The 18,470-nt window shown below is 64.5% G+C and carries 17 protein-coding genes; 7 read left to right on the top strand and 10 right to left on the bottom strand.

The features are described from left to right. The first annotated feature begins 76 nt into the window (after positions 1–76). A complete protein-coding gene (locus B7G52_RS00460) occupies positions 77–2,413 on the top strand; it encodes an ABC transporter ATP-binding protein (RefSeq protein WP_096695478.1) in 2,337 nt (778 codons plus the stop codon). Between the two features lie 10 nt (positions 2,414–2,423). Further along, on the top strand, positions 2,424–2,918 hold the full coding sequence (locus B7G52_RS00465; protein ID WP_096695479.1) for a DUF1854 domain-containing protein: 495 nt from the start codon (positions 2,424–2,426) through the stop codon (positions 2,916–2,918). A gap of 3 nt (positions 2,919–2,921) precedes the next feature. On the opposite strand, the gene B7G52_RS00470 is transcribed toward B7G52_RS00465, so the two are convergent. The 8 genes from B7G52_RS00470 to B7G52_RS00510 all read right to left on the bottom strand — a co-directional run bounded on the left by B7G52_RS00470 (position 2,922) and on the right by B7G52_RS00510 (position 11,755). Beyond that, positions 2,922–3,302 (bottom strand): bacteriocin, encoded by a 381-nt coding sequence (locus tag B7G52_RS00470; RefSeq protein ID WP_096695480.1) that lies wholly within the window; start codon positions 3,300–3,302, stop codon positions 2,922–2,924. A 730-nt stretch (positions 3,303–4,032) separates the two neighbouring features. Further along, a complete protein-coding gene (locus tag B7G52_RS00480) occupies positions 4,033–4,800 on the bottom strand; it encodes an ABC transporter permease (protein WP_096695482.1) in 768 nt (255 codons plus the stop codon). A gap of 2 nt (positions 4,801–4,802) precedes the next feature. After that, positions 4,803–5,645, bottom strand: coding sequence for an ABC transporter ATP-binding protein (locus B7G52_RS00485; RefSeq protein WP_096695483.1), 843 nt, complete (start codon positions 5,643–5,645; stop codon positions 4,803–4,805). Positions 5,646–5,785: 140 nt separating this feature from the next. Continuing rightward, the gene (locus B7G52_RS00490) at positions 5,786–6,829 is read right to left on the bottom strand and encodes an ABC transporter substrate-binding protein (protein ID WP_096695484.1); all 1,044 of its coding nucleotides are present in this window, start codon (positions 6,827–6,829) and stop codon (positions 5,786–5,788) included. 178 nt (positions 6,830–7,007) lie between these two features. After that, on the bottom strand, positions 7,008–8,240 hold the full coding sequence (locus B7G52_RS00495) for an ArgE/DapE family deacylase (protein WP_096695485.1): 1,233 nt from the start codon (positions 8,238–8,240) through the stop codon (positions 7,008–7,010). Continuing rightward, a complete protein-coding gene (gene uraD, locus B7G52_RS00500) occupies positions 8,233–10,059 on the bottom strand; it encodes a 2-oxo-4-hydroxy-4-carboxy-5-ureidoimidazoline decarboxylase (RefSeq protein ID WP_240523261.1) in 1,827 nt (608 codons plus the stop codon). The genes B7G52_RS00495 and uraD overlap by 8 nt, the downstream gene beginning before the upstream one ends. Further along, the gene (gene puuE, locus B7G52_RS00505) at positions 10,056–10,994 is read right to left on the bottom strand and encodes an allantoinase PuuE (RefSeq protein WP_240523262.1); all 939 of its coding nucleotides are present in this window, start codon (positions 10,992–10,994) and stop codon (positions 10,056–10,058) included. The genes uraD and puuE overlap by 4 nt, the downstream gene beginning before the upstream one ends. A 95-nt stretch (positions 10,995–11,089) precedes the next feature. Next, positions 11,090–11,755: a GntR family transcriptional regulator gene (locus B7G52_RS00510; RefSeq protein ID WP_170954643.1), complete on the bottom strand. Its 666-nt coding sequence runs from the start codon at positions 11,753–11,755 to the stop codon at positions 11,090–11,092. An 88-nt stretch (positions 11,756–11,843) separates the two neighbouring features. Between B7G52_RS00510 and uraH the strand changes: the two genes are divergently transcribed. Next, positions 11,844–12,197 (top strand): hydroxyisourate hydrolase, encoded by a 354-nt coding sequence (gene uraH / locus B7G52_RS00515; RefSeq protein ID WP_096695487.1) that lies wholly within the window; start codon positions 11,844–11,846, stop codon positions 12,195–12,197. Between the two features lie 129 nt (positions 12,198–12,326). Here the strand turns inward: uraH and B7G52_RS00520 are convergent, their stop codons facing one another. Continuing rightward, positions 12,327–12,845 (bottom strand): hypothetical protein, encoded by a 519-nt coding sequence (locus B7G52_RS00520; RefSeq protein WP_240523263.1) that lies wholly within the window; start codon positions 12,843–12,845, stop codon positions 12,327–12,329. Between the two features lie 149 nt (positions 12,846–12,994). Here B7G52_RS00520 and xdhC point away from each other — a divergent pair, with 149 nt between their 5' ends. Both xdhC and B7G52_RS00530 read left to right on the top strand, forming a co-directional pair. Further along, complete coding sequence (gene xdhC, locus B7G52_RS00525; RefSeq protein WP_096695489.1) at positions 12,995–13,801, top strand: xanthine dehydrogenase accessory protein XdhC; 807 nt, start codon at positions 12,995–12,997, stop codon at positions 13,799–13,801. A gap of 149 nt (positions 13,802–13,950) precedes the next feature. Next, a complete protein-coding gene (locus B7G52_RS00530) occupies positions 13,951–15,192 on the top strand; it encodes a urate hydroxylase PuuD (RefSeq protein WP_096695490.1) in 1,242 nt (413 codons plus the stop codon). 20 nt (positions 15,193–15,212) lie between these two features. Here the strand turns inward: B7G52_RS00530 and B7G52_RS00535 are convergent, their stop codons facing one another. Beyond that, positions 15,213–16,148, bottom strand: a complete 936-nt coding sequence (locus B7G52_RS00535; RefSeq protein WP_096695491.1) for a LysR family transcriptional regulator — start codon at positions 16,146–16,148, stop codon at positions 15,213–15,215. Positions 16,149–16,249: 101 nt separating this feature from the next. Here B7G52_RS00535 and B7G52_RS00540 point away from each other — a divergent pair, with 101 nt between their 5' ends. Together B7G52_RS00540 and B7G52_RS00545 are read left to right on the top strand one after the other, a co-directional pair. Then, positions 16,250–17,341 carry a tartrate dehydrogenase gene (locus B7G52_RS00540; protein ID WP_096695492.1) on the top strand — a complete coding sequence of 364 codons (1,092 nt, stop codon included), beginning with the start codon at positions 16,250–16,252 and terminating at the stop codon, positions 17,339–17,341. 43 nt (positions 17,342–17,384) lie between these two features. Further along, the gene (locus B7G52_RS00545; RefSeq protein WP_096695493.1) at positions 17,385–18,365 is read left to right on the top strand and encodes a tripartite tricarboxylate transporter substrate binding protein; all 981 of its coding nucleotides are present in this window, start codon (positions 17,385–17,387) and stop codon (positions 18,363–18,365) included. The last annotated feature ends 105 nt before the right edge of the window (positions 18,366–18,470 follow it).

Below are 18,470 nucleotides of genomic sequence, written 5' to 3' on the forward strand. Positions count from 1 at the left end.
GGCGCGGATTGGGCGAAAATCCCTGATTTGCCCCCACTGTTTCGGGGGCTCCGGTTTCTACGGCTTCCACATCACAATGCAACATTCCCATCCGGTCGACGCCTCCAGCGAGGCTGGTTCAGCGCAGACAGACCTGCGCGCACAACTCGCAAACCATGAGAACGTGTTATGTACGGTGCTGGTTGACCTGAATCAACAACTTCGTTTTTCCCGGGGTTTGCTGGCACTGACCGACCACCGCCTGATGGCCCGCGACCCGGAAACCGGCCTGTGGGCCAGCTGGCCGTTGCGCCCGGCGGATGCCTCCGGCCAGTTGCCACCCCTGTCCCTGCGTCATTTCGACCATGCCGGTGTCGGCACGCTGGAACTTCACCAGGGGGGGCAGCGCCTGGCCAGCTGGCGGTTTACGCTGGCGGTCAATGTGCAGGCGCTGCGGCTGCTGCGCCTGTTTGAGCAGCAATTGGCGCCCGGTGCCGCTGCCGCCGGCGACGACATGGCCCTGTGCCCTTTTTGCGATACGGTGCTGCCGCCGGACAGCGAAGAATGCCCGACCTGCGCCCGCGAACTGCACACGCCGCCGTCGACCTGGGTCTTGCTGCGCCTGTGGCGCTTCGCCCGGCCTTACCAGTGGCAGCTGCTTTCCGGGTTTCTGTTGACCCTGGCCTCCACCGCCGCCACTCTGGTGCCGCCCTACCTGACGATTCCGCTGATGGACGACATCCTGATCCCGTTCCAGAACGGCCAGCAGATCGAGACCTGGAAGGTGCTGGCCATCCTGGGCGGCCTGCTGGCGGCGGCGCTGCTCGGCTGGGCGCTGAACTGGGCGCGCACCTATTTGCTGGCGCTGGTGTCCGAGCGCATAGGCGCCGACCTGCGCACGGCCACGTTTGACCACCTGCTGGAGCTGTCGCTGGACTATTTCGGCGGCAAACGCACCGGCGACCTGATGAGCCGCATCGGCTCGGAAACCGACCGCATCAATGTGTTCCTGTCGCTGCACGCGCTCGACTTTGCGACCGATGTGCTGATGATCGTGATGACCGCCGCCATCCTGTTTTCGATCAACCCCTGGCTGGCGCTGGTCACCCTGTTGCCGCTGCCGTTCATCGCCTGGATGATCCACACAGTGCGCGACCGCCTGCGCACCGGGTTTGAAAAAATCGACCGGGTCTGGTCCGAAGTGACCAATGTGCTGGCCGACACCATTCCCGGCATCCGCGTGGTCAAGGCCTTTGCCCAGGAAAAGCGCGAAGCCCAGCGTTTTCGCGACGCCAACCGGCACAACCTGCTGGTTAACGACAAGCTCAACAAGGTCTGGTCGCTGTTCACGCCGACGGTCTCGCTGCTGACCGAAATCGGCCTCCTGGTGGTCTGGGCCTTCGGCATCTGGCTGGTGTCCAAACAGCAGATCACGGTCGGTGTGCTGACCGCCTTCATCGCCTACATTGGCCGTTTTTACACCCGGCTGGACTCCATGAGCCGCATTGTTTCGGTTACGCAAAAAGCGGCGGCCGGCGCCAAGCGCATTTTTGACATCCTCGACCACGTCTCCAACGTGCCGGAGCCGGCCAACCCGGTGCCCATGGCGCCCATGCAGGGCCGCATCGAGATGAGCGGACTGGGCTTTCGTTACGGCAACCGCGCGGTGATACGCGGCCTGGACCTGACCATCCAGCCGGGCGAGATGATCGGTCTGGTCGGTCACAGCGGCTCCGGCAAAAGCACCCTGGTCAACCTGATCTGCCGCTTTTACGACGTGACCGACGGCAGCATCAATGTGGACGGCACCGACATCCGGCGGTTCACAGTGGCCGACTACCGGCGCAACATCGGCCTGGTGTTGCAGGAGCCTTTCCTGTTTTTTGGCACCATCGCCGAAAACATCGCTTACGGCAAGCCCGGCGCCAGCCGCGCCGAAATCGTGGCCGCGGCCCGTGCCGCCCATGCGCACGAGTTCATCCTGCGCCTGCCGCAGGGTTACGACTCGCTGGTTGGCGAGCGCGGCCAGGGCCTGTCGGGTGGCGAGCGCCAGCGCATCTCGATTGCGCGCGCGCTGCTGATCGACCCGCGCATCCTGATTCTCGACGAGGCCACCTCGTCCGTGGACACCGAGACCGAGCAGGAAATCCAGAAGGCGCTGGACAACCTGGTGCAGGGCCGTACGACGATTGCGATTGCGCACCGCCTGTCCACCCTGCGCAAGGCCGACCGGCTGGTGGTGATGGACCGCGGCCAGGTGGTCGAGGTCGGACCGCACGACGACCTCATGGCGAAGCAGGGCGCCTACTGGCGGCTTTACGAAGCCCAGGCGCGCCAGGTCGACAGCGAGGGGAATGTCGATGCCGAGGAAGGCCGCATCGCCCTGGCGACCTCGCAGGTGACCCATACCGCCCAGCACAACGGCCATGTCTGAAGGATTCCCCATGACTTCCGCTCCAAGAGCCGCCGCGACCCCAGCCGCCTTCCAGCTGGAGCGGCACGCCTCGGGCCAGCTGCTGCTGGTTGCAGAGAACGGCGAGCAGCATCTGGGCGTGGTGCCGGTGCGCGCTTTCCCGATTGCCGCGCCCGATGAAGGCATTTCCCTGATCAGCAGCGAGGGCCATGAACTGGTCTGGCTGGAGCGGCTGGATGATTTGCCGCTGCCGCAGCGCAGCCTGCTGGAGGAAGAACTCGCGCTGCGCGACTTTGTGCCCGAGATCACGCGACTTATCAGCGTGTCGAGCTTCGGCACACCCAGCACCTGGGTCGTGGAAACCGACCGCGGCGACACCTCGTTTGTGCTCAAGGGCGAGGAAGACATCCGCCGCCTGAACCGCGAGTCGCTGCTGATTGCCGCCGGCCATGGCGTGCATTTCAGCGTGAAGGACATGGGGGCGCTGGACCGGGCCTCACGGCGGCTGCTCGAACGGTTTCTCTGACCTCTATCGCTTGGCGCGGGTGGTTTCCCTGTCGGCCGGCCCCGGGATGGTGCTGGCGGGGTCCTCCGGCGTCACCAGCGAGCCCGCAGCGGCGCCGCCCAGTGCGCCAGCCACCCCACCCACGGTGCCGCCGACCAGTACACCGACCGGGCCAGCCAATGCGGCGCCAACGGCTGCGCCGGTAGCCGCACCGGCTATCACACCACCGCCCATCAATACCGAACTGGATTCGCGGTCGGACTCTGCCGCCGTGATGGGAATCTGTGCCGCAGGTTCAGGATCCTGCGACGGAATGCCGTGGCCGGGCAGCGCTTGCTCGGCAAGGTCCTTGTCTGCGGGTTCGGCGTCAAGCGGCCCGGTGGCAGGGGTGGTGGATGGTGACATGTGTCTCTCCTTGGAAGTTGACTGACGAGGGAAGGGGCGCGACAAGCGCTACCACTCCGTTGTAAACCCGGCACCTCCACCGGGTGCAGTCTGGCAGGCCGCAACCCTGTCAGACAATGTCCTTGGCGGCGGAAAGCCTCACGCGCCGATCAAAAACCTTGCGGCTGTGGGGGCATTCTGGGCGTTTGTGGCGTGCCTGCAAGCCGGGTCTCGCCCCGGCGGGCGAGGGACTTTTCTTTGCTTCTCGCCAAAAGAAAGTAAGGAAAAGAAAGGCGACCCGATGGGCTGGGTCCCCTGCGCTGCGCTCCGGGGCAACCTGCGGTGCTTGCCGTTAGCGGGGGCTAGCTCGAACTCGCCTTCGGCTCAGACAATCGCTCGCCCTGATCCACTTTCGGCTGCGCTCCTCGGCCCAGCCCGACGGGTGGGGGGAAGTGGAGCGGGAACGGATGCGGATTCGGGGAGACGATGACGCGCTTTGCGCGTCATCGTCGGAGTACGGGACCGTCATGTTTGCACGCGATAGCAACCCACGCGGCCAAATGAAGTCCCCCTCCATCGCCCAGCGGGGCGAGGGAGGGGTTAGGGGTGGGAGTGGGGAGTCGCTCCTACTGTCCAGGGCGAACCGGGGACGCAGCGTGATGCTACTGATTCAGTAGCTGTTGACGCCGGTGCGATAAGGGCTGGAGGCCGATTTCATGCAAGAAAGCGGCCGATTTCCCCCTGCAGAGCCTTAGCCGCCCTGCGAACCGCGGTGCGCCCACGCAGTCGTGTGCTTCTCGATGTAGCTGAACAGCTCGTACATGATCATCGCCATGGCACCGATCACAACCAACCCGGCAAAAGCCAGCGCCATGCGCTGCTGTGAGCCGGCGCTGAGCATCAGGTAGCCGATGCCCGAGTCGCCGGCGGTCATTTCGGCCAGCACGGTGCCGACAAAGGCCAGCGTGATCGCGATCTTGAGCGAGCCGTAGAAGTAGGGCATGGAGCGCGGCAGGCCGACCTTGACCAGCACGTCCCAGCGTTTGGCGCCCAGCACGCGCAGCACGTCTTCCAGCTCGGGCTCCAACGTGGCCAGCCCGGTGGCCATGTTCACGGTGATCGGGAAGAAGGAAATCAGGAAGGCGGTCAGGATGCCGGGGCCGACGCCGATGCCGAACCAGACGATCAGGATGGGAACAATCGCCGCTTTGGGCACGGCATTAAAGGCGACCAGCAGCGGGTAGACCGCGGCATAGGCCAGGCGCGAGGAGCCGACCAGAAAGCCCAGCATCACGCCGACCACGATGGACAGGCCGAAGCCGACCATGGTGACCCAGAAGGTTTTCCACGCCGCCTGCGCGATCGGGCCGGCGAACTCGGCCATGGACTGGGCGATCGCCAGCGGGGCTGGAAAGATGTATTCAGCGATGCCGAACACCATGACCACCGCTTGCCAAAGCGCCAGGATGACCAGCAGCAGCACAAACGGGGACCAGCGTTCAATCTGTTTTTTACTCATGATCAGTGGCCTTCCACGGTTGCCGCCGGGTTGATGACGGGGGTGCGGATGGCGCCGATGTGGCTGCGTAGCTCGTGCACGATGTCGCCGAAGGCCTGGGTGTAGGTCACCTCGAGGTCGCGCGGGCGCGGCAGGTCGATCTCGCGTTTGACGACAAAACGCCCCGGGCTTTTGCTCATCACATACACGGTGTCGGCCAGGAAGACCGACTCGCGCAGGTCGTGCGTGACCAGGATGACGTTGAAACGCTGCTCGGTCCAGAGGTCGCGCAGGATGCACCACAACTCCTCGCGCGTGAACGCGTCGAGCGCGCCGAAGGGCTCGTCGAGCAGCAGCATCTTGGGTTCGTGGATCAGCGCGCGGCAAATGCTCACGCGCTGCTGCATGCCGCCCGACAGTTGCCACGGGAACTTGTCCTCGTAACCACCCAGGCCGACTTTTTGCAGCAGCTTGCGTGCGCGCTCCTCGAATTCCTTGCGTTTGGACTTGAACTGGCTGCGGAAAGGCTCGACGATCTCCAGCGGCAGCAGCACGTTGGCCACCGTGGTTCGCCAGGGCAGCAGCGAGGGCGCCTGGAAAGCCATGCCGGAAATCTTCAGCGGGCCGGTGACCGGCTGGCCGTCGATCGTGATGCGGCCTTTCGACGGCATTTTCAGGCCGGTGGTCAGCTTCATGAAGGTGGACTTGCCGCAGCCCGAGGGCCCGACGATGGCAATGAACTCGCCCTCGCGCACCTTGAGGTCGATCGCTTCCACGGCGAAGTGGTTCTGCGCCAGCAACTCGTCGTTGTAGGCGAGCCAGACGTCGCTGAAGTCAACAAAATGGCCGTCGGGAGGTACTTGCATGGATCTATGGATTTTGTGAGTCGCTCGGGACGTTCAGGACAACGGCCGGCATTTCAGGGAAAGGCCGGCCGTGTCGTTCAGGTGTCTGCCGGCGCGGGTCGCCGGCGGGCGCCGTATGTCGCAGTTACGCAGTTACGCAGTTACTTCTTCGCGGCGGGCAGGACGTTGAGCTCGGCCGCCGTGGGCAGGAAGGAGCCGTTCCACACGCTGTCGGCATTGACACGTGTCTTGGTGTTGAAGGCGTCCGACACCTGAGAGGCCATCAGCGTCAGGCGCGGGCCCTTGACCTGGCCGAACCCTTCGGCACGTGCGTCGGGGCTGTTGATGACGGTGTCGATGGCCAGCTGCAGGCGGCGTGTTTCGAGCGCGGTGTTGATGATGCCGTCGCGTGCCTTGACGTCTTCAATGGCGGCCGCCGGCTTGGCGATGACTTCCTTCACGCCCTTGGTGAAGGCCAGCAGGAAGGCCTTCACGGCGGCGGGGTTCTCCCTGATCATTTTCGGCGAGGCAATGATCACGTTGCCGTACAGCTTGACGCCGTTGTCGGCGTAAGGCAGCACCACCACGTCCTCGGCTTTCACGCCGCGCGCTTCGAGGTTGAGCAGCGAAGTGAAGGTGAAGCCGGTGATGGCATCGACATCGCCCCGAACCAGCATGGTTTCACGCAATGGCGGGTCCATGGCGGTCCACTGCACGCCACTGATGCCGTTGGCCTTGGCAAAAATCGGGAAGGCGCGGCGGCCGGCGTCAAACACCGGGGCACCGAGTTTTTTGCCGTTCAGGTCGGCCACGGTCTTGATGCCGGACTTTTTCAGCGCCATCACCGAAGCCGGCGTGTTGTTGTAGACCATCATCACCGCGACCGGCTTGTTGGCGGCATCCGGGTTGTTGGCGTGAAATTCCATCAGGGCGGCCAGGTCGGCAAAACCCATGTCGTAGCTGCCCGAAGCGACGCGCGTAACCGTGCCACCCGAGCCGTTGCCGGCGTCAATCGTCACGTCGAGTTTGGCGGCCTTGAAATAACCTTTGGCCGCAGGGGTCAGAAACAGCGCGGCGGGGCCTTCAAAACGCCAGTCCAGCTGGAACTTGACGGGTGTGTTCTGGGCGTAGGCATGGCTACCCACGGCCGCGGCTGCAGTGACGGCCAGGGCTGCGAAGGTCTTGATGAAAGCGCGTTTTGTCATGGATGCTCCGGAGAAGGTTGGGGATGTATCACGTCAAGCAAGAAAAATGCCCGGCCAGTGTCTGGAGGCACCCTGTGCATCCCTGATTGTGGGTCTCGGGTGCACGGCGCAGCCATCGGGATATCCCCTGAACCAGCCCGCACCGTGCAAATAGGGGATGGCTGCCGGCGGCAGGGGGTCATGGCAGGGGCGCCAGCAGTTCAAGTAGCGTGCGCGCAATCACCTTGGTCGCGCCGCGCAGGTCGTCGAGGACCAGGTGTTCGTCGGCGCGTTTGGCGTTGGACTCGAGCACCGTGCGTGGCCCGGCGCCGTAAATCACGCCCGGTATGCCGGCCTCGGCGTACAGGCGCACATCGGTGTACAGCGGTGTGCCCATGGCCGGGATGGGCTCACCGAAGACCGCCTGTCCATGTTTCTGGATCGCGTCGACCAGCGGCTGGTTGCCCGGCAGCGGCTTGAGTGCGTTGGCCAGCAGCAGGCGCTTGATTTCGACGCGGACACCTTCGCACTCCTTGGCGGCATCATTGATCACCGTGCGGATCGCGCGTTCCACTTCAAACGGTTTTTCCTCGGGAATCATGCGGCGGTCCAGCTTGAACATCACCTTGCCCGGCACGACGTTGGTGTTGGTGCCACCCTCAATGCGGCCGACATTCAGGTAGGGATGGTTGATGCCCTCGACCTTGGAGCTGACCTTCTGGTACAGCGTGTTCTGCGCATACAGCGCATTGAGGATGTGCACGGCGGCCTGCAGTGCATCCACGCCGGTGTCGGGGATGGCGGCATGGGCCATCTTGCCGTGCACCGTGACTTCCATCTGCAGGCAGCCGTTGTGGGCGGTGACCACTTCATGGCTGAAACCCGCGGCGATCAGCAGGTCCGGCCGGGTGAGCTTGTTCTTGAGCAGCCAGCCGGGACCCATCTCCCCGCCGAACTCCTCGTCGTAAGTGAAATGCAGTTCCACGCTGCCGTGCAGCGGGATGCCCAGCGCCTCCAGCGCCCGCACGGCAAACGTGTAAGTGGCGAAATCGGACTTGCTGACGGCCGAGGCCCGGCCGTAGATCCTGCCGTCCACAACCTTGCCGCCATAGGGTTCCTGGGTCCAGCCCTCACCGGGCGGCACCACATCGCCGTGGGCGTTCAGGGCAATGGTCCTGCCTTCGCCGTAACGGCGGCGCACGATCAGGTTGGTCAGGGACTCCAGGCCATAGGCCTTGACCTCCACCGGCGCGATCTTGTGTTTTTCCGCTTCAAAACCGAAAGCGTGGAGCAGCTCGGCGGTGCGTTCGGCATGCGGGGCATTGTTGCCGGGCGGCGTGGGCGTGGGCACGCGGATCAGTTCCTGCAGAAAGCGCACTTCCTCGTCGAAGTGGGCGTCCACCCAGGCATCCAGTTTTTCGTCATCAGTCATGGCTGGAGCCGCCCAATTGGTACAGGAGGTGCTGGAAAGCCTGGACGGCCAAGTCGATGTCGTCGCTGGTTGTGCTTTCCAGCGGGTTGTGGCTGATGCCGGAGTTCTGGCCGCGCACAAACAACATGGCCTGCGGCATCACCTCATGGAGCTTCATCGCGTCATGGCCCGCGCCGCTTGGCATGCGGTAAAGCGGAACGCCCAGGCTGTCCACCGCTTTTTCCCAGCGCTGTTGCCAGTCCGGGGCACTTGGCGCTGCAGCGGCGCGCATGGTTTGTTCGGTGGTGTGGTGGACGCCGCGGCGTTCGCAGATGGTTTTCAGTTCGGCCAGCACATCGGCCACCATCGCGTCGCGCTGTGCATCGTTGGGCGCGCGCAGGTCCAGCGTGAACTGGCAACGGCCGGGCACCACGTTGGTCGAGCCGCCGGGCACCGTCCAGATGCCGATGGTGCCGACCGAGTCGCCGTCGCGGGCCGCGCGCTGCTCCACATACAGCGCGAGTTCAGCCACAGCCAGCGCCGCGTCGCGCCGGCGGTTCATGGGGGTGGTGCCCGCATGGCTGGCCATGCCGGTGACCTCGCAGGTGTAACGCACACCGCCGTTGATGGAGGTGACGATGCCCAGCGGGATGTCGAGTTCGTTGAGTACCGGGCCCTGCTCGATATGCACCTCGACAAACCCCAGGTAGTCGGCCGGCTTGCGCTGCAGTGCGCGGATGGCCTCCAGCGTGGCCGGCAGGCCGGCGTGTTGCATGGCCTCGCGCATGCCGATGCCGTCGGCATCCTTCTGGTCCAGCCAGGCCTGGTTGAACTGGCCGATCAGCGCGCCGGAGCCGAGAAAAGTGGCCTTGTAACGCTGGCCTTCCTCTTCGGCAAAAGCAATCACTTCAAAGTCGAAAGGCAGTCGCTTGCCCGCGCGCGACAGCTCGGCCACGCAGGCCACGGGTACAAAAATGCCGAGGCGTCCGTCGTACTTGCCGCCGTTGCGCACGGTGTCGTAGTGCGAGCCGGTCATGAGTGTTTTCACTCCCTCTCCCGCCGGGAGAGGGTGGGGGTGAGGGCGCGCCTTGTAGCGGCCCACGACGTTGCCGACCGCGTCCACGCTCACCTCGTCGAAGCCGCTGTCCCGCATGGTCTGTTCAATCAGCCGGGCGGCGGCGCGGTGCGCGTCGGTCAGGTAGGTGACCGTGAGTTGGCCTTTTTCCAGGTAGCCCGGGTCGCTGAAAACGCCGAGTTTTTCCTGCCAGTCCCAGACCTGGTTGCCCAGGCGGGGCGCCACGCCAAATCTGTCGTTGAGCCGCAACTCGGCGATGCGGTGGATGTTGCGCAGGGCTTCAGCGAGCTCGAAGTCGGGGTGGTTGGCCAGCCGCTGCTCAAAGGCGGCGATGATCTCCTGCCGGCTCAGGCCGGTGCCGCGCGGGCCGCGCGCGGCGAGGATGAAGGGAAAGCCGAACCGCGTGCTGTAGGCGGTGTTGAGCGCCTGGAGGCGCGCGAACTCGTCGGGCGTGCAGTCCGTCAGGCCGGCCTTGCCCTGTTCGTTGGTCGACTCGGCCGTCAGCGCCCGGCTCACCATGGCCTTGCCGGCCAGCTCGGGATGGGCGCGGATCAGCGTGAGCTGGGCCTCGCGGCCGGCTTCGCGGACGATGCCGGCCATCAGGTGTTTGAGGTGTGCCAGCGACCGGAAAGGGCGGTGGGCCAGCGCGGCTTCGGCGATCCACGGGGAATGTTCATAGAGGCCAGCCAGCCAGGCCGCGGTTTCAGGGGCCGGTGCGGTGTTCAGTTGTTCAAGGGTCAGGGACGTGGTCATGGTCTTGGTCATTCTTTGAAGGGGTGGACTTGCTGCCAGTGGCGAGCAATGTCGATGCGGCGGCAGATCCAGACATGCTCGTGCTGCTGGACGTGGTCGAGGAATTTCTGCAGCGCCACGATGCGGCCGGGCCGGCCCAGCAGGCGGCAGTGCATGCCGACGCTGAGCATCTTGGGCGCGTTCAGGCCATTCGGGTCACCCTCGGCATACAGCGCATCGAAGCTGTCACGCAGGTAGGTGAAAAAGTCGTCGCCCTGCGAGAAGCCCTGGGGCAGTGCAAAACGCATGTCGTTGGTGTCCAGTGTGTAGGGCACCACCAGCCGCGGCACCACGGCGCCGTCGGTGCGCGCCACCTTCATCCACAGCGGCAGGTCGTCGCCGTAGTAGTCGCTGTCGTAGGCCAGTTGGCCGTCGTCGGCGACCAAGCGCCGCGTGCGCGGGCTGTCCCGGCCGGTGTACCAGCCCAGCGGCCGCTGGCCGGTCATCTGCGTGATGATGTCCAGGCCCAGGCGCATGTGTTCGCGCTCGACCACTTCGTCCACACCCTGGTAGTTGATCCAGCGCAGGCCGTGGCAGGCGATTTCGTGGCCCAGCGCGACGAAGGCGGCGGTCAGCTCGGGGTGGCGCTGCAGGGCCATGCTGACGCCGAACACGGTCAGCGGCAGCTGGCGTTTTTCAAACTCGCGCAGCAGGCGCCAGACGCCGGCCCGCGAGCCGTACTCGTAAATGCCTTCCATGCTCAGGTGGCGTTCGGGGTAGCTGGGCGGGTTGGCCATCTCGGAGAGAAACTGTTCGGAGCCGGCGTCGCCATGCAGCACGGAGTTTTCGCCGCCTTCCTCGTAGTTCAGCACAAACTGCACAGCGATGCGGGCACCGCCGGGCCATTGCGCGTGCGGCGGTGTGCGGCCGTAGCCAACCAGATCCCTGGGGTAAGACAGGGCCCCCACGCTTTCCACTTCGTGTGATGCGCTGCCCCCCCGGGGGGCTAATTTTCCTTGGGACGGCCCTGCGGGAAATTGGTCCGGCTTGACGGCAGATTTGTTCATGACAGTGCCATGGCGATGTCGTTGATCTGCACCTTGCGGTCGAAGGCCAGGCTTTGTTCGACATGCAGCAAATGTTCGGTCATCAACTCGACGGCTCGCGTTGCGTCGCGGGCCGCCAGCGCTTTGACGATTTCCACGTGCTCGTGCTGGGAGTGCTGCGCGGCGCCGGTGCGCTGGTACATCAGCGTGATGAGGGAGCTGCGCGAGATCAAGTCACGCAGGATCTGGGCCAGTACCTCGTTGCCCATCAGTTCGGCCATGCGAACATGAAAGTCGCCTAGCAGTTCGATGCGCCTGGCCGCGTCCTGGTCGTCCATGGCCGCTTTTTCGTTGGCCAGATGGTCTTTCAGTGTCCGGATTTGCGCCGGCGTCACCTGCTTGACGAAGGCCCGCGTCATTTCGGCCTCCAGCATGCGGCGCACCGCGAACACCTGGCGCGCTTCTTCTACCGTGGGGGCCGCAACAAAGGCGCCGCGCGCCGGTTCCATGCGGATCAGCTGGTTTTGCGAGAGCTGAAACAGTGCCTGGCGGACCAGCGTACGCGATACGCCAAAGTGATCGGCCAGCTTTTGTTCGGCCAGTTTGGTACCGGGGTGCAGCCGGTGCTCCACAATGGCCCTGGTCAGGGCTTCAACAATAGAGCTGGTTGTGGACGATTCCATGGCGCAAATGATAGTCGGAAAGCCCAAAAGTGTATACACTTTCAGTAGACCATCGGACTGACCGATGCACCGCAAACAAGGAATTGACATGGGCCTGAGCACACATGTGCTGGACACCATGCACGGCACGCCAGCGGCCGGCATGTCCGTCCAGCTGTACACCACCGATGGCGACCAGGCCACGCTGGTGAAATCGTTCCACCTGAACAGCGACGGTCGCAACCCCGACGGTCTGCTCTATGACACCAGCAGCCTCCAGCGCGGCACGTACCGACTGGTGTTCGACGTGGCGGGATATTTCCGTGCGCGCGGCGTGACGCTGCCGGAACCGAATTTCCTGAACCGGGTGAGCCTGGACTTCGGCGTGGCCGACACCAGCCAGCATTACCACGTGCCGCTGCTGGTCAGCCCCTGGAGTTATTCCACTTACCGCGGGTCCTGAAACCGCCCATGCGGAGAGAACTGCGGGAGGTTTTAGTCAAGCAGGGGCCGCGGATCTGGCTTTGCCAGTCCGCAGGCGTAGCGCCCCCTCGGGGGGCAGCGCAGTACACGCAGTGACAAGCGTGGGGGCTTAATTCTGCCCTTCGGTCAGCGTATCAAGCTGGAATTTTCCGCTTTTGTGCCAGAGCCAGGTGTCGGTGTAGACGACCTTGCCAATCCGCACCGGCGCCGGAAAAGGCGATGCGGCCTTGATCATGCGTTCGATCTCGGCAATCACTTCAGGCGCATGGCGCGGTGCCCGCATCCAGTCGAGGCGGGTCACGGTGCCGGCCTGGTTGATTTCCACGTTCAGCACACCGATCGCGTACAGCAGGGGCGGCATTCTCCCCTTGAAGATCCGGTCGGTGTGCAGTCCGTAAAGATGGCTGGCGCCGCTTTGGCGGTAGGCGCGGGCGTTCGGTGCCGCCGAACTGCGGGCCGAGCCAGCCTGGCTCGCGACCGGGCCGACCACGTTGGGCGTTGCGTTCGCCTCAGACGGGCCCGGTTCTGGCTGCGGTGGCGCAGACTTGCAGGCCGAGACGATGGCTCCGGCGGCGGTCGAAAGCAGTGCCATGAGCCAGAAGCGACGATGGGTGGAGGATGCAGGCATATGTATCCTTGTGTTGTTGTCAGGCGGTTACGGCTGCTATTGTGCAGTCGGCCCGGGCGCCGGTTATGTAACAAAAACCTGCTGCCGCGAGGCTGAATTATGCGTTCTGCGGACCCTGACCAGGGGCCGTGTATCAGAGGGTTTCTACCGTGAGTCAGCTCAAGGATTTGTTTTTGGCCCGGCTGGCGCTGGAGCCGGCCGTGCTGGTCGAGGTGAGCGCCACCGAAGGCTCGGTGCCGCGCGAGGCCGGGACCTGGATGGCGGTTTTTGCCGGCATGGCGGTTGGCACCATAGGCGGCGGCCATCTGGAATACGAAGCGATGGCGAGAGCGCGTGCGCGCCTGCAGGGGTTGCCGGGTGAGGCGTCCACCCGCTTTGTGCTCGGCCCGTCGCTGGGGCAATGCTGCGGCGGGGTGGTCCATCTGCGCTTTGAACCGGTCGGGCCCGACGACGTGCCGGGGCTGCGCCGCCGGCTGGATACAAATTTACAGCCTGTTGCGCTTTTTGGGGGCGGACATGTGGGTTTTGCGCTGATTCAGGTGCTCGCGCGCCTGCCGTTTGCACTGAGCTGGATCGACAGCCGCGACGGCATTTTCCCGGAGGTGGTGCCGGACGACGTGGTGTGCGAACATTCCGACCCGGTGCAACGCGCGGTGACCGGCCTGGCGCCGCAGTCGCGCGTGCTGATCATGAGTTTCAGCCACGCCGAGGACCTCGACATCGTGGCCGAATGCCTGAGGCGCCAGCGCGAGCGGGGCGACCTGCCTTACATCGGCCTGATCGGCAGCAAAACCAAATGGGCGACCTTCCGCCACCGGCTGGAGGCGCGCGGTTTCAGCGCTGAAGAACTGGCGCACGTGACCTGTCCGATCGGCCTGCCCGGCATCACCGGCAAGGAGCCGGAAGTGATTGCCGTGTCCGTCGCGGCACAGTTGTTGTTGTTGCACCGGGCGTAGTTCGCATACACTTTTGCGATCCGGTCGCAGCGGAGCGGGATGGCTTGCAAGCCTGTCCTTGTTCGTGACCTTTTGTCTGCTTACAGTGCCCGCGGTGGTAAGCAGCTTCCAATCATGGCAGGCCTTGCCTGCCCCATTGAGGTCATCGGATGGAAAGTTATCTTCTCGACTGGGCCAACCTGCTGCTGCGCTGGGTCCACGTCATCACCGCCATCGCCTGGGTCGGCTCCTCGTTTTATTTTGTCTTTCTCGATTCCAGCCTGACGCCGCCGGTCGATGAAGACTTGAAGAAACAGGGCGTCAGCGGCGAACTGTGGGCCGTGCACGGCGGCGGTTTCTACCACCCGGTCAAGTTTGCGGTCAAGCCACCCACGCTGCCTGGCCACCTGCACTGGTTTTACTGGGAGAGCTACAGCACCTGGCTCACCGGTTTTGCGCTGTTCACCGTTTCCTACCTCTGGAACGCCGGCACCTACCTGGTCGACAAATCGCTGATGGACTGGTCGCCCGGCGCCGCCATCGGCGTGGCGCTGTCTTTTTTTGTGGTGTTCTGGATGGTTTACGACGGCATCTGCCAGCTGTTTGGTAAACGCAAAAACGGGGATGCCATCGTCGGCGCGCTGGTGCTGGTGCTTGTGTGTGTGGCGTCCTGGCTGGCCTGCCACTGGTTTGCCGGGCGTGCCGCGTTTCTGCTGGTGGGCGCCATGATCGCCACCGCGATGAGCGCCAATGTGTTTTTCTGGATCATCCCCGGCCAGCGCAAGGTGATCGCCAGCATCAAGGCCGGCGAGGCTGTGGACCCGGTGCACGGCCAGCGCGGCAAACAGCGCAGCGTGCACAACACCTACTTCACCTTGCCGGTGCTGTTTGCGATGCTGAGCAACCACTACAGCTTCACCTGGGGCCACCCGCAGAACTGGCTGATGCTGATTCTCATGATGCTGGCCGGCGCGCTGATCCGCCAGTTTTTTGTCATGCGCCACGGCTACAAGCTGGGCCGCAACGGCAACCCGCTGCCCTATGCGCTGGTCGGGGTGGTCCTGATCCTCGGCGCCATCGTCTGGATGAAGCCGCCGCCGCAACCGGCCAGCGCCGGATTTGCTACTGATTCGATAGCTGGTGGCGCAGTATTGTCGGGGGCTACAGGCCAAAATGGCTATATGAATCTGCAAAAAGTGCTGGAGCAGCGCTGCTACCTGTGCCACGGCGCGCAGGTGCAGATGAAAAACGTCCGCCTCGACTCGCCGGCGCTGCTCAGGCAGCATGCGCAGGCGGTGTACCAGCAGGTGGTGGTCAGCAAAACCATGCCGATGAACAACGCCACCGGCATCACCGAGGCGGAACGGGCCCTGGTCCGGCAATGGTTCGAAGCCGGCGCGCCTACACCCTGAGAGCGCCCTGACCACGCCTTTTACCAGCGGGTGACCAGGCCCGCGGCCCGTGTGGACGATTTCTCGAAGTGGCCCGCCAGGTAGTCCACAAAGGCGCGCACGCGTGCCGACACCTGATGGCGCTGCGGCCAGACCGCATGAATGTCGGCCGGCGGAGTCTGGTAGTTCTCCAGCACCTGGCGCAACCGGCCGCTGCGCAGGTAGCGCGCGACATCCCACTCGGCGCGCATCACGATGCCGTGGCCGGCCAGCGCCCAGTTGACGGCAATCTCGCCGTCGCTGGTGCTCAGGTTGCCGCGCACCTTCACGGTTTCCATGCGTTTGCCCGATTCCAGTCGCCAGATGCCGTAGGCCTCATCGCCCTGGCGGATGCCGATGCAGTTGTGCTGGGTCAGGTCGTGCGGCACCTTGGGTGTGCCGTGTCTGGCCAGGTAGGCGGGGGCCGCACACAGCAGGCGCCGGTTCGGGGCCAGCTTGCGGGCGATCACGCGCGCATCGGGCGGCTCGCCGAAGCGCACACACACATCAAAGGCGTCCTCGCTGGCCGGCGGCGGGTTGACCGTGAGCTGCAGCTGGACCTGCATGTCCGGGTGCTGTTTCACGAAACTGGAGATCAGCGGGGCGATGTGGCTGCGCCCAAAACCCAGCGTGGCATTCACGCGCAGCAGGCCCTTGGGCACCGCCACCGCGCTGGAAACCAGTTGCTCCATGTCGGCGATCTCGGCCAGGATGCGCCGCGCATGGCTGAGGTAGATCTCGCCTTCGGGCGTGGGGCTGATGCGGCGTGTGGTCCGGTTCAGCAGCTGCACCCCCAGCCGCGCTTCCATGAGCGCCAGGCGTTTGCTGATGGCCGGTGTGGTCACGTCGAGCTCGCGCGCCGTGGCCGAGAAGCTGCCGCTGCGCGCCAGCAGGCTGAAAAACGCCATCTCGGAAGGGGCAGAGGCCGGTGTGCTCATTATTAACTCAAAGTAAACAATGCAATAACTTTAAGGCGTTCTGTTGAATCGGGCAAGCGCTAGAGTTCATCCTTGTTGGTCAATGATTTCAAGGACATGTCATGAAGGTTTACAAAATTGCCTGCATCCCGGGCGACGGCATTGGCAAGGAAGTGGTCCCGGCCGGCCAGCAGGTGCTGCAGGCCCTGGCCGCCACGCAGAATTTCGGCTTCGCTTTCTCGTCTTTTGGCTGGGGCGGCGACTGGTTCCGTGAACACGGGGTGATGATGCCCGACGACGGCCTGGACGCCCTGCGCGGCCAGGACGCCATCCTGTTCGGCTCGGCGGGTGACCCGCATATTCCCGACCACATCACGCTGTGGGGCCTGCGCCTGAAGATCTGCCAGGGCTTCGACCAGTACGCCAATGTGCGGCCCACGCGCATCCTGCCCGGCATCGACGCACCACTCAAGCGCTGCACGCCGGCGCAACTCGACTGGGTCATCGTGCGCGAGAACTCCGAGGGCGAATATTCCGGCGTCGGCGGGCGTGCCCACCAGGGCCATCCGATCGAGGTGGCCACCGATGTGTCGATGATGACGCGCGCCGGCGTCGAGCGCATCATGCGTTACGCCTTCAAGCTCGCGCAGTCGCGTCCGCGCAAGCTGCTGACCGTGGTCACCAAGTCCAATGCCCAGCGCCACGCCATGGTGATGTGGGACGAGATCGCGCTGCAGATCAGCAAGGAGTTCCCGGACGTGACCTGGGACAAGGAACTGGTGGACGCCTGCACCGCACGCATGGTCAATCGCCCGGCCTCGCTGGACACGATTGTGGCGACCAACCTGCACGCCGACATCCTGAGCGACCTGGCCGCCGCGCTGGCCGGCAGCCTGGGCATTGCGCCCACCGGCAACATCGACCCCGAGCGCCGCTACCCCTCGATGTTCGAGCCCATCCACGGCTCGGCCTTCGACATCATGGGCAAGGGCCTGGCCAATCCGGTCGGCACGTTCTGGAGCTGCGTCATGCTGCTCGAGCACCTCGGTGAAAACATCGCGGCGCAGCAGCTGATGCAGGCCATCGAGGCCGTCACCGCCAACCCGGCGCTGCACACGCGCGACCTGGGCGGCAACGCCACCACCGCACAGGTCACCGCCGCCGTGTGTGCGCTGCTCGCCCAGGGCGGCACGCAGCAGGCGCGCGCGGCCTGAAACTTTTTCCCCGTGGCATTCCATAAAACAAGGAGACAGCAGCATGAAAGTTGACATCAGACAATGGATAGGTATCGCCTGCCTGGCCGCAGCGCCCGCCGTCATGGCGCAGGCCGCTTCGACGGGCTCAGGACAGGCTTGCCCGGACAAGAACCTGCAGTACTGGCAGGCTTTTCCGCCCGGCGGCGAGTCGGACCTGTCGGCGCGTCACCAGCAGATGGTGCTGAAAAAGAAGTGCGCGGCGATTGAGACCATCATCCAGTACAAGGCCGGTGCCGGCGGCGCGCTGATGTGGTCGCAGATGAACACCCTGCCCGGCGACGGGCTCAACATCGTGGGTGTGAACCTGCCGCACATCGTGTTCCAGCCCATCGAGGGCCTGGTGCAATACAAGACGCAGGACATCACGCCGGTGTTCTGGTTCCACTACACGCCCGACATCCTGGTGGTGCCCGAGCAGAGCCCGATCAAGAATTTCGCGGACTTCATCAAGGCGGCCAAGGCCAACCCCGGCAAGCTGAGTTTGGGCGGCTCTGGCCAGAACTCGGCCAACCATGCAGCGCATGAGCGCTTCAACGCGGCGTTTGGCGTCAAGACCATCTATGTGCCGTTCAAGGGCACGGGCGACATGGCCACCTCGGTCATGGGCGCACAGGTCGACGGTGCGATGACCTACACCGCGTTTGCCATCAACAACAAGACCCGTATCCGCCCGCTGGCGGTGGCCATGGACAAGCGTCATCCGCTGATGCCGGATGTGCCGACTTTCAAGGAGCTCGGTGTGGACTGGGTGGACGGTGCCTACCGCGGCATCGGTGTGCCCCGCAGCACGCCGCCCGAGACCCGCAAGAAGATTTCGGACATGTGGGCGGCCCTGAACAATGACCCGGAGATGAAGGAGCTTGCCGCCAAAAGCGGTTTCGAGCTGGTCAACGTGGGGGTGGACCAGATGGACGCGTTCATGAAGGAAAAAACGCGGCTGTACACCGAAAGCGCACAGCGTCTGGGTCTGGGCAAGAAGTAGCCTGGCGCCGCCCATGCACCGGTGAGGGCACCGGTGCATGGGCCGTTTCGGGCGGTTGAAAGGCGGGGTACACGCGGGTTACCAGCAGGTGGCGGCGTCACAATA

It is taken from the genome of Polaromonas sp. AER18D-145, assembly GCF_002379095.1.
Lineage (GTDB): Bacteria > Pseudomonadota > Gammaproteobacteria > Burkholderiales > Burkholderiaceae_C > Polaromonas.

Coding starts and splice junctions, on each gene's coding strand:
- B7G52_RS00460 (WP_096695478.1), top strand. CDS start 77: ATGCAACATTCCCATCCGGTCGACGCCTCCAGCGAGGCTGGTTCAGCG.
- B7G52_RS00465 (WP_096695479.1), top strand. CDS start 2,424: ATGACTTCCGCTCCAAGAGCCGCCGCGACCCCAGCCGCCTTCCAGCTG.
- B7G52_RS00470 (WP_096695480.1), bottom strand. CDS start 3,302: ATGTCACCATCCACCACCCCTGCCACCGGGCCGCTTGACGCCGAACCC.
- B7G52_RS00480 (WP_096695482.1), bottom strand. CDS start 4,800: ATGAGTAAAAAACAGATTGAACGCTGGTCCCCGTTTGTGCTGCTGCTG.
- B7G52_RS00485 (WP_096695483.1), bottom strand. CDS start 5,645: ATGCAAGTACCTCCCGACGGCCATTTTGTTGACTTCAGCGACGTCTGG.
- B7G52_RS00490 (WP_096695484.1), bottom strand. CDS start 6,829: ATGACAAAACGCGCTTTCATCAAGACCTTCGCAGCCCTGGCCGTCACT.
- B7G52_RS00495 (WP_096695485.1), bottom strand. CDS start 8,240: ATGACTGATGACGAAAAACTGGATGCCTGGGTGGACGCCCACTTCGAC.
- uraD (WP_240523261.1), bottom strand. CDS start 10,059: ATGACCAAGACCATGACCACGTCCCTGACCCTTGAACAACTGAACACC.
- B7G52_RS00510 (WP_170954643.1), bottom strand. CDS start 11,755: ATGGAATCGTCCACAACCAGCTCTATTGTTGAAGCCCTGACCAGGGCC.
- uraH (WP_096695487.1), top strand. CDS start 11,844: ATGGGCCTGAGCACACATGTGCTGGACACCATGCACGGCACGCCAGCG.
- B7G52_RS00520 (WP_240523263.1), bottom strand. CDS start 12,845: ATGCCTGCATCCTCCACCCATCGTCGCTTCTGGCTCATGGCACTGCTT.
- B7G52_RS00530 (WP_096695490.1), top strand. CDS start 13,951: ATGGAAAGTTATCTTCTCGACTGGGCCAACCTGCTGCTGCGCTGGGTC.
- B7G52_RS00535 (WP_096695491.1), bottom strand. CDS start 16,148: ATGAGCACACCGGCCTCTGCCCCTTCCGAGATGGCGTTTTTCAGCCTG.
- B7G52_RS00540 (WP_096695492.1), top strand. CDS start 16,250: ATGAAGGTTTACAAAATTGCCTGCATCCCGGGCGACGGCATTGGCAAG.
- B7G52_RS00545 (WP_096695493.1), top strand. CDS start 17,385: ATGAAAGTTGACATCAGACAATGGATAGGTATCGCCTGCCTGGCCGCA.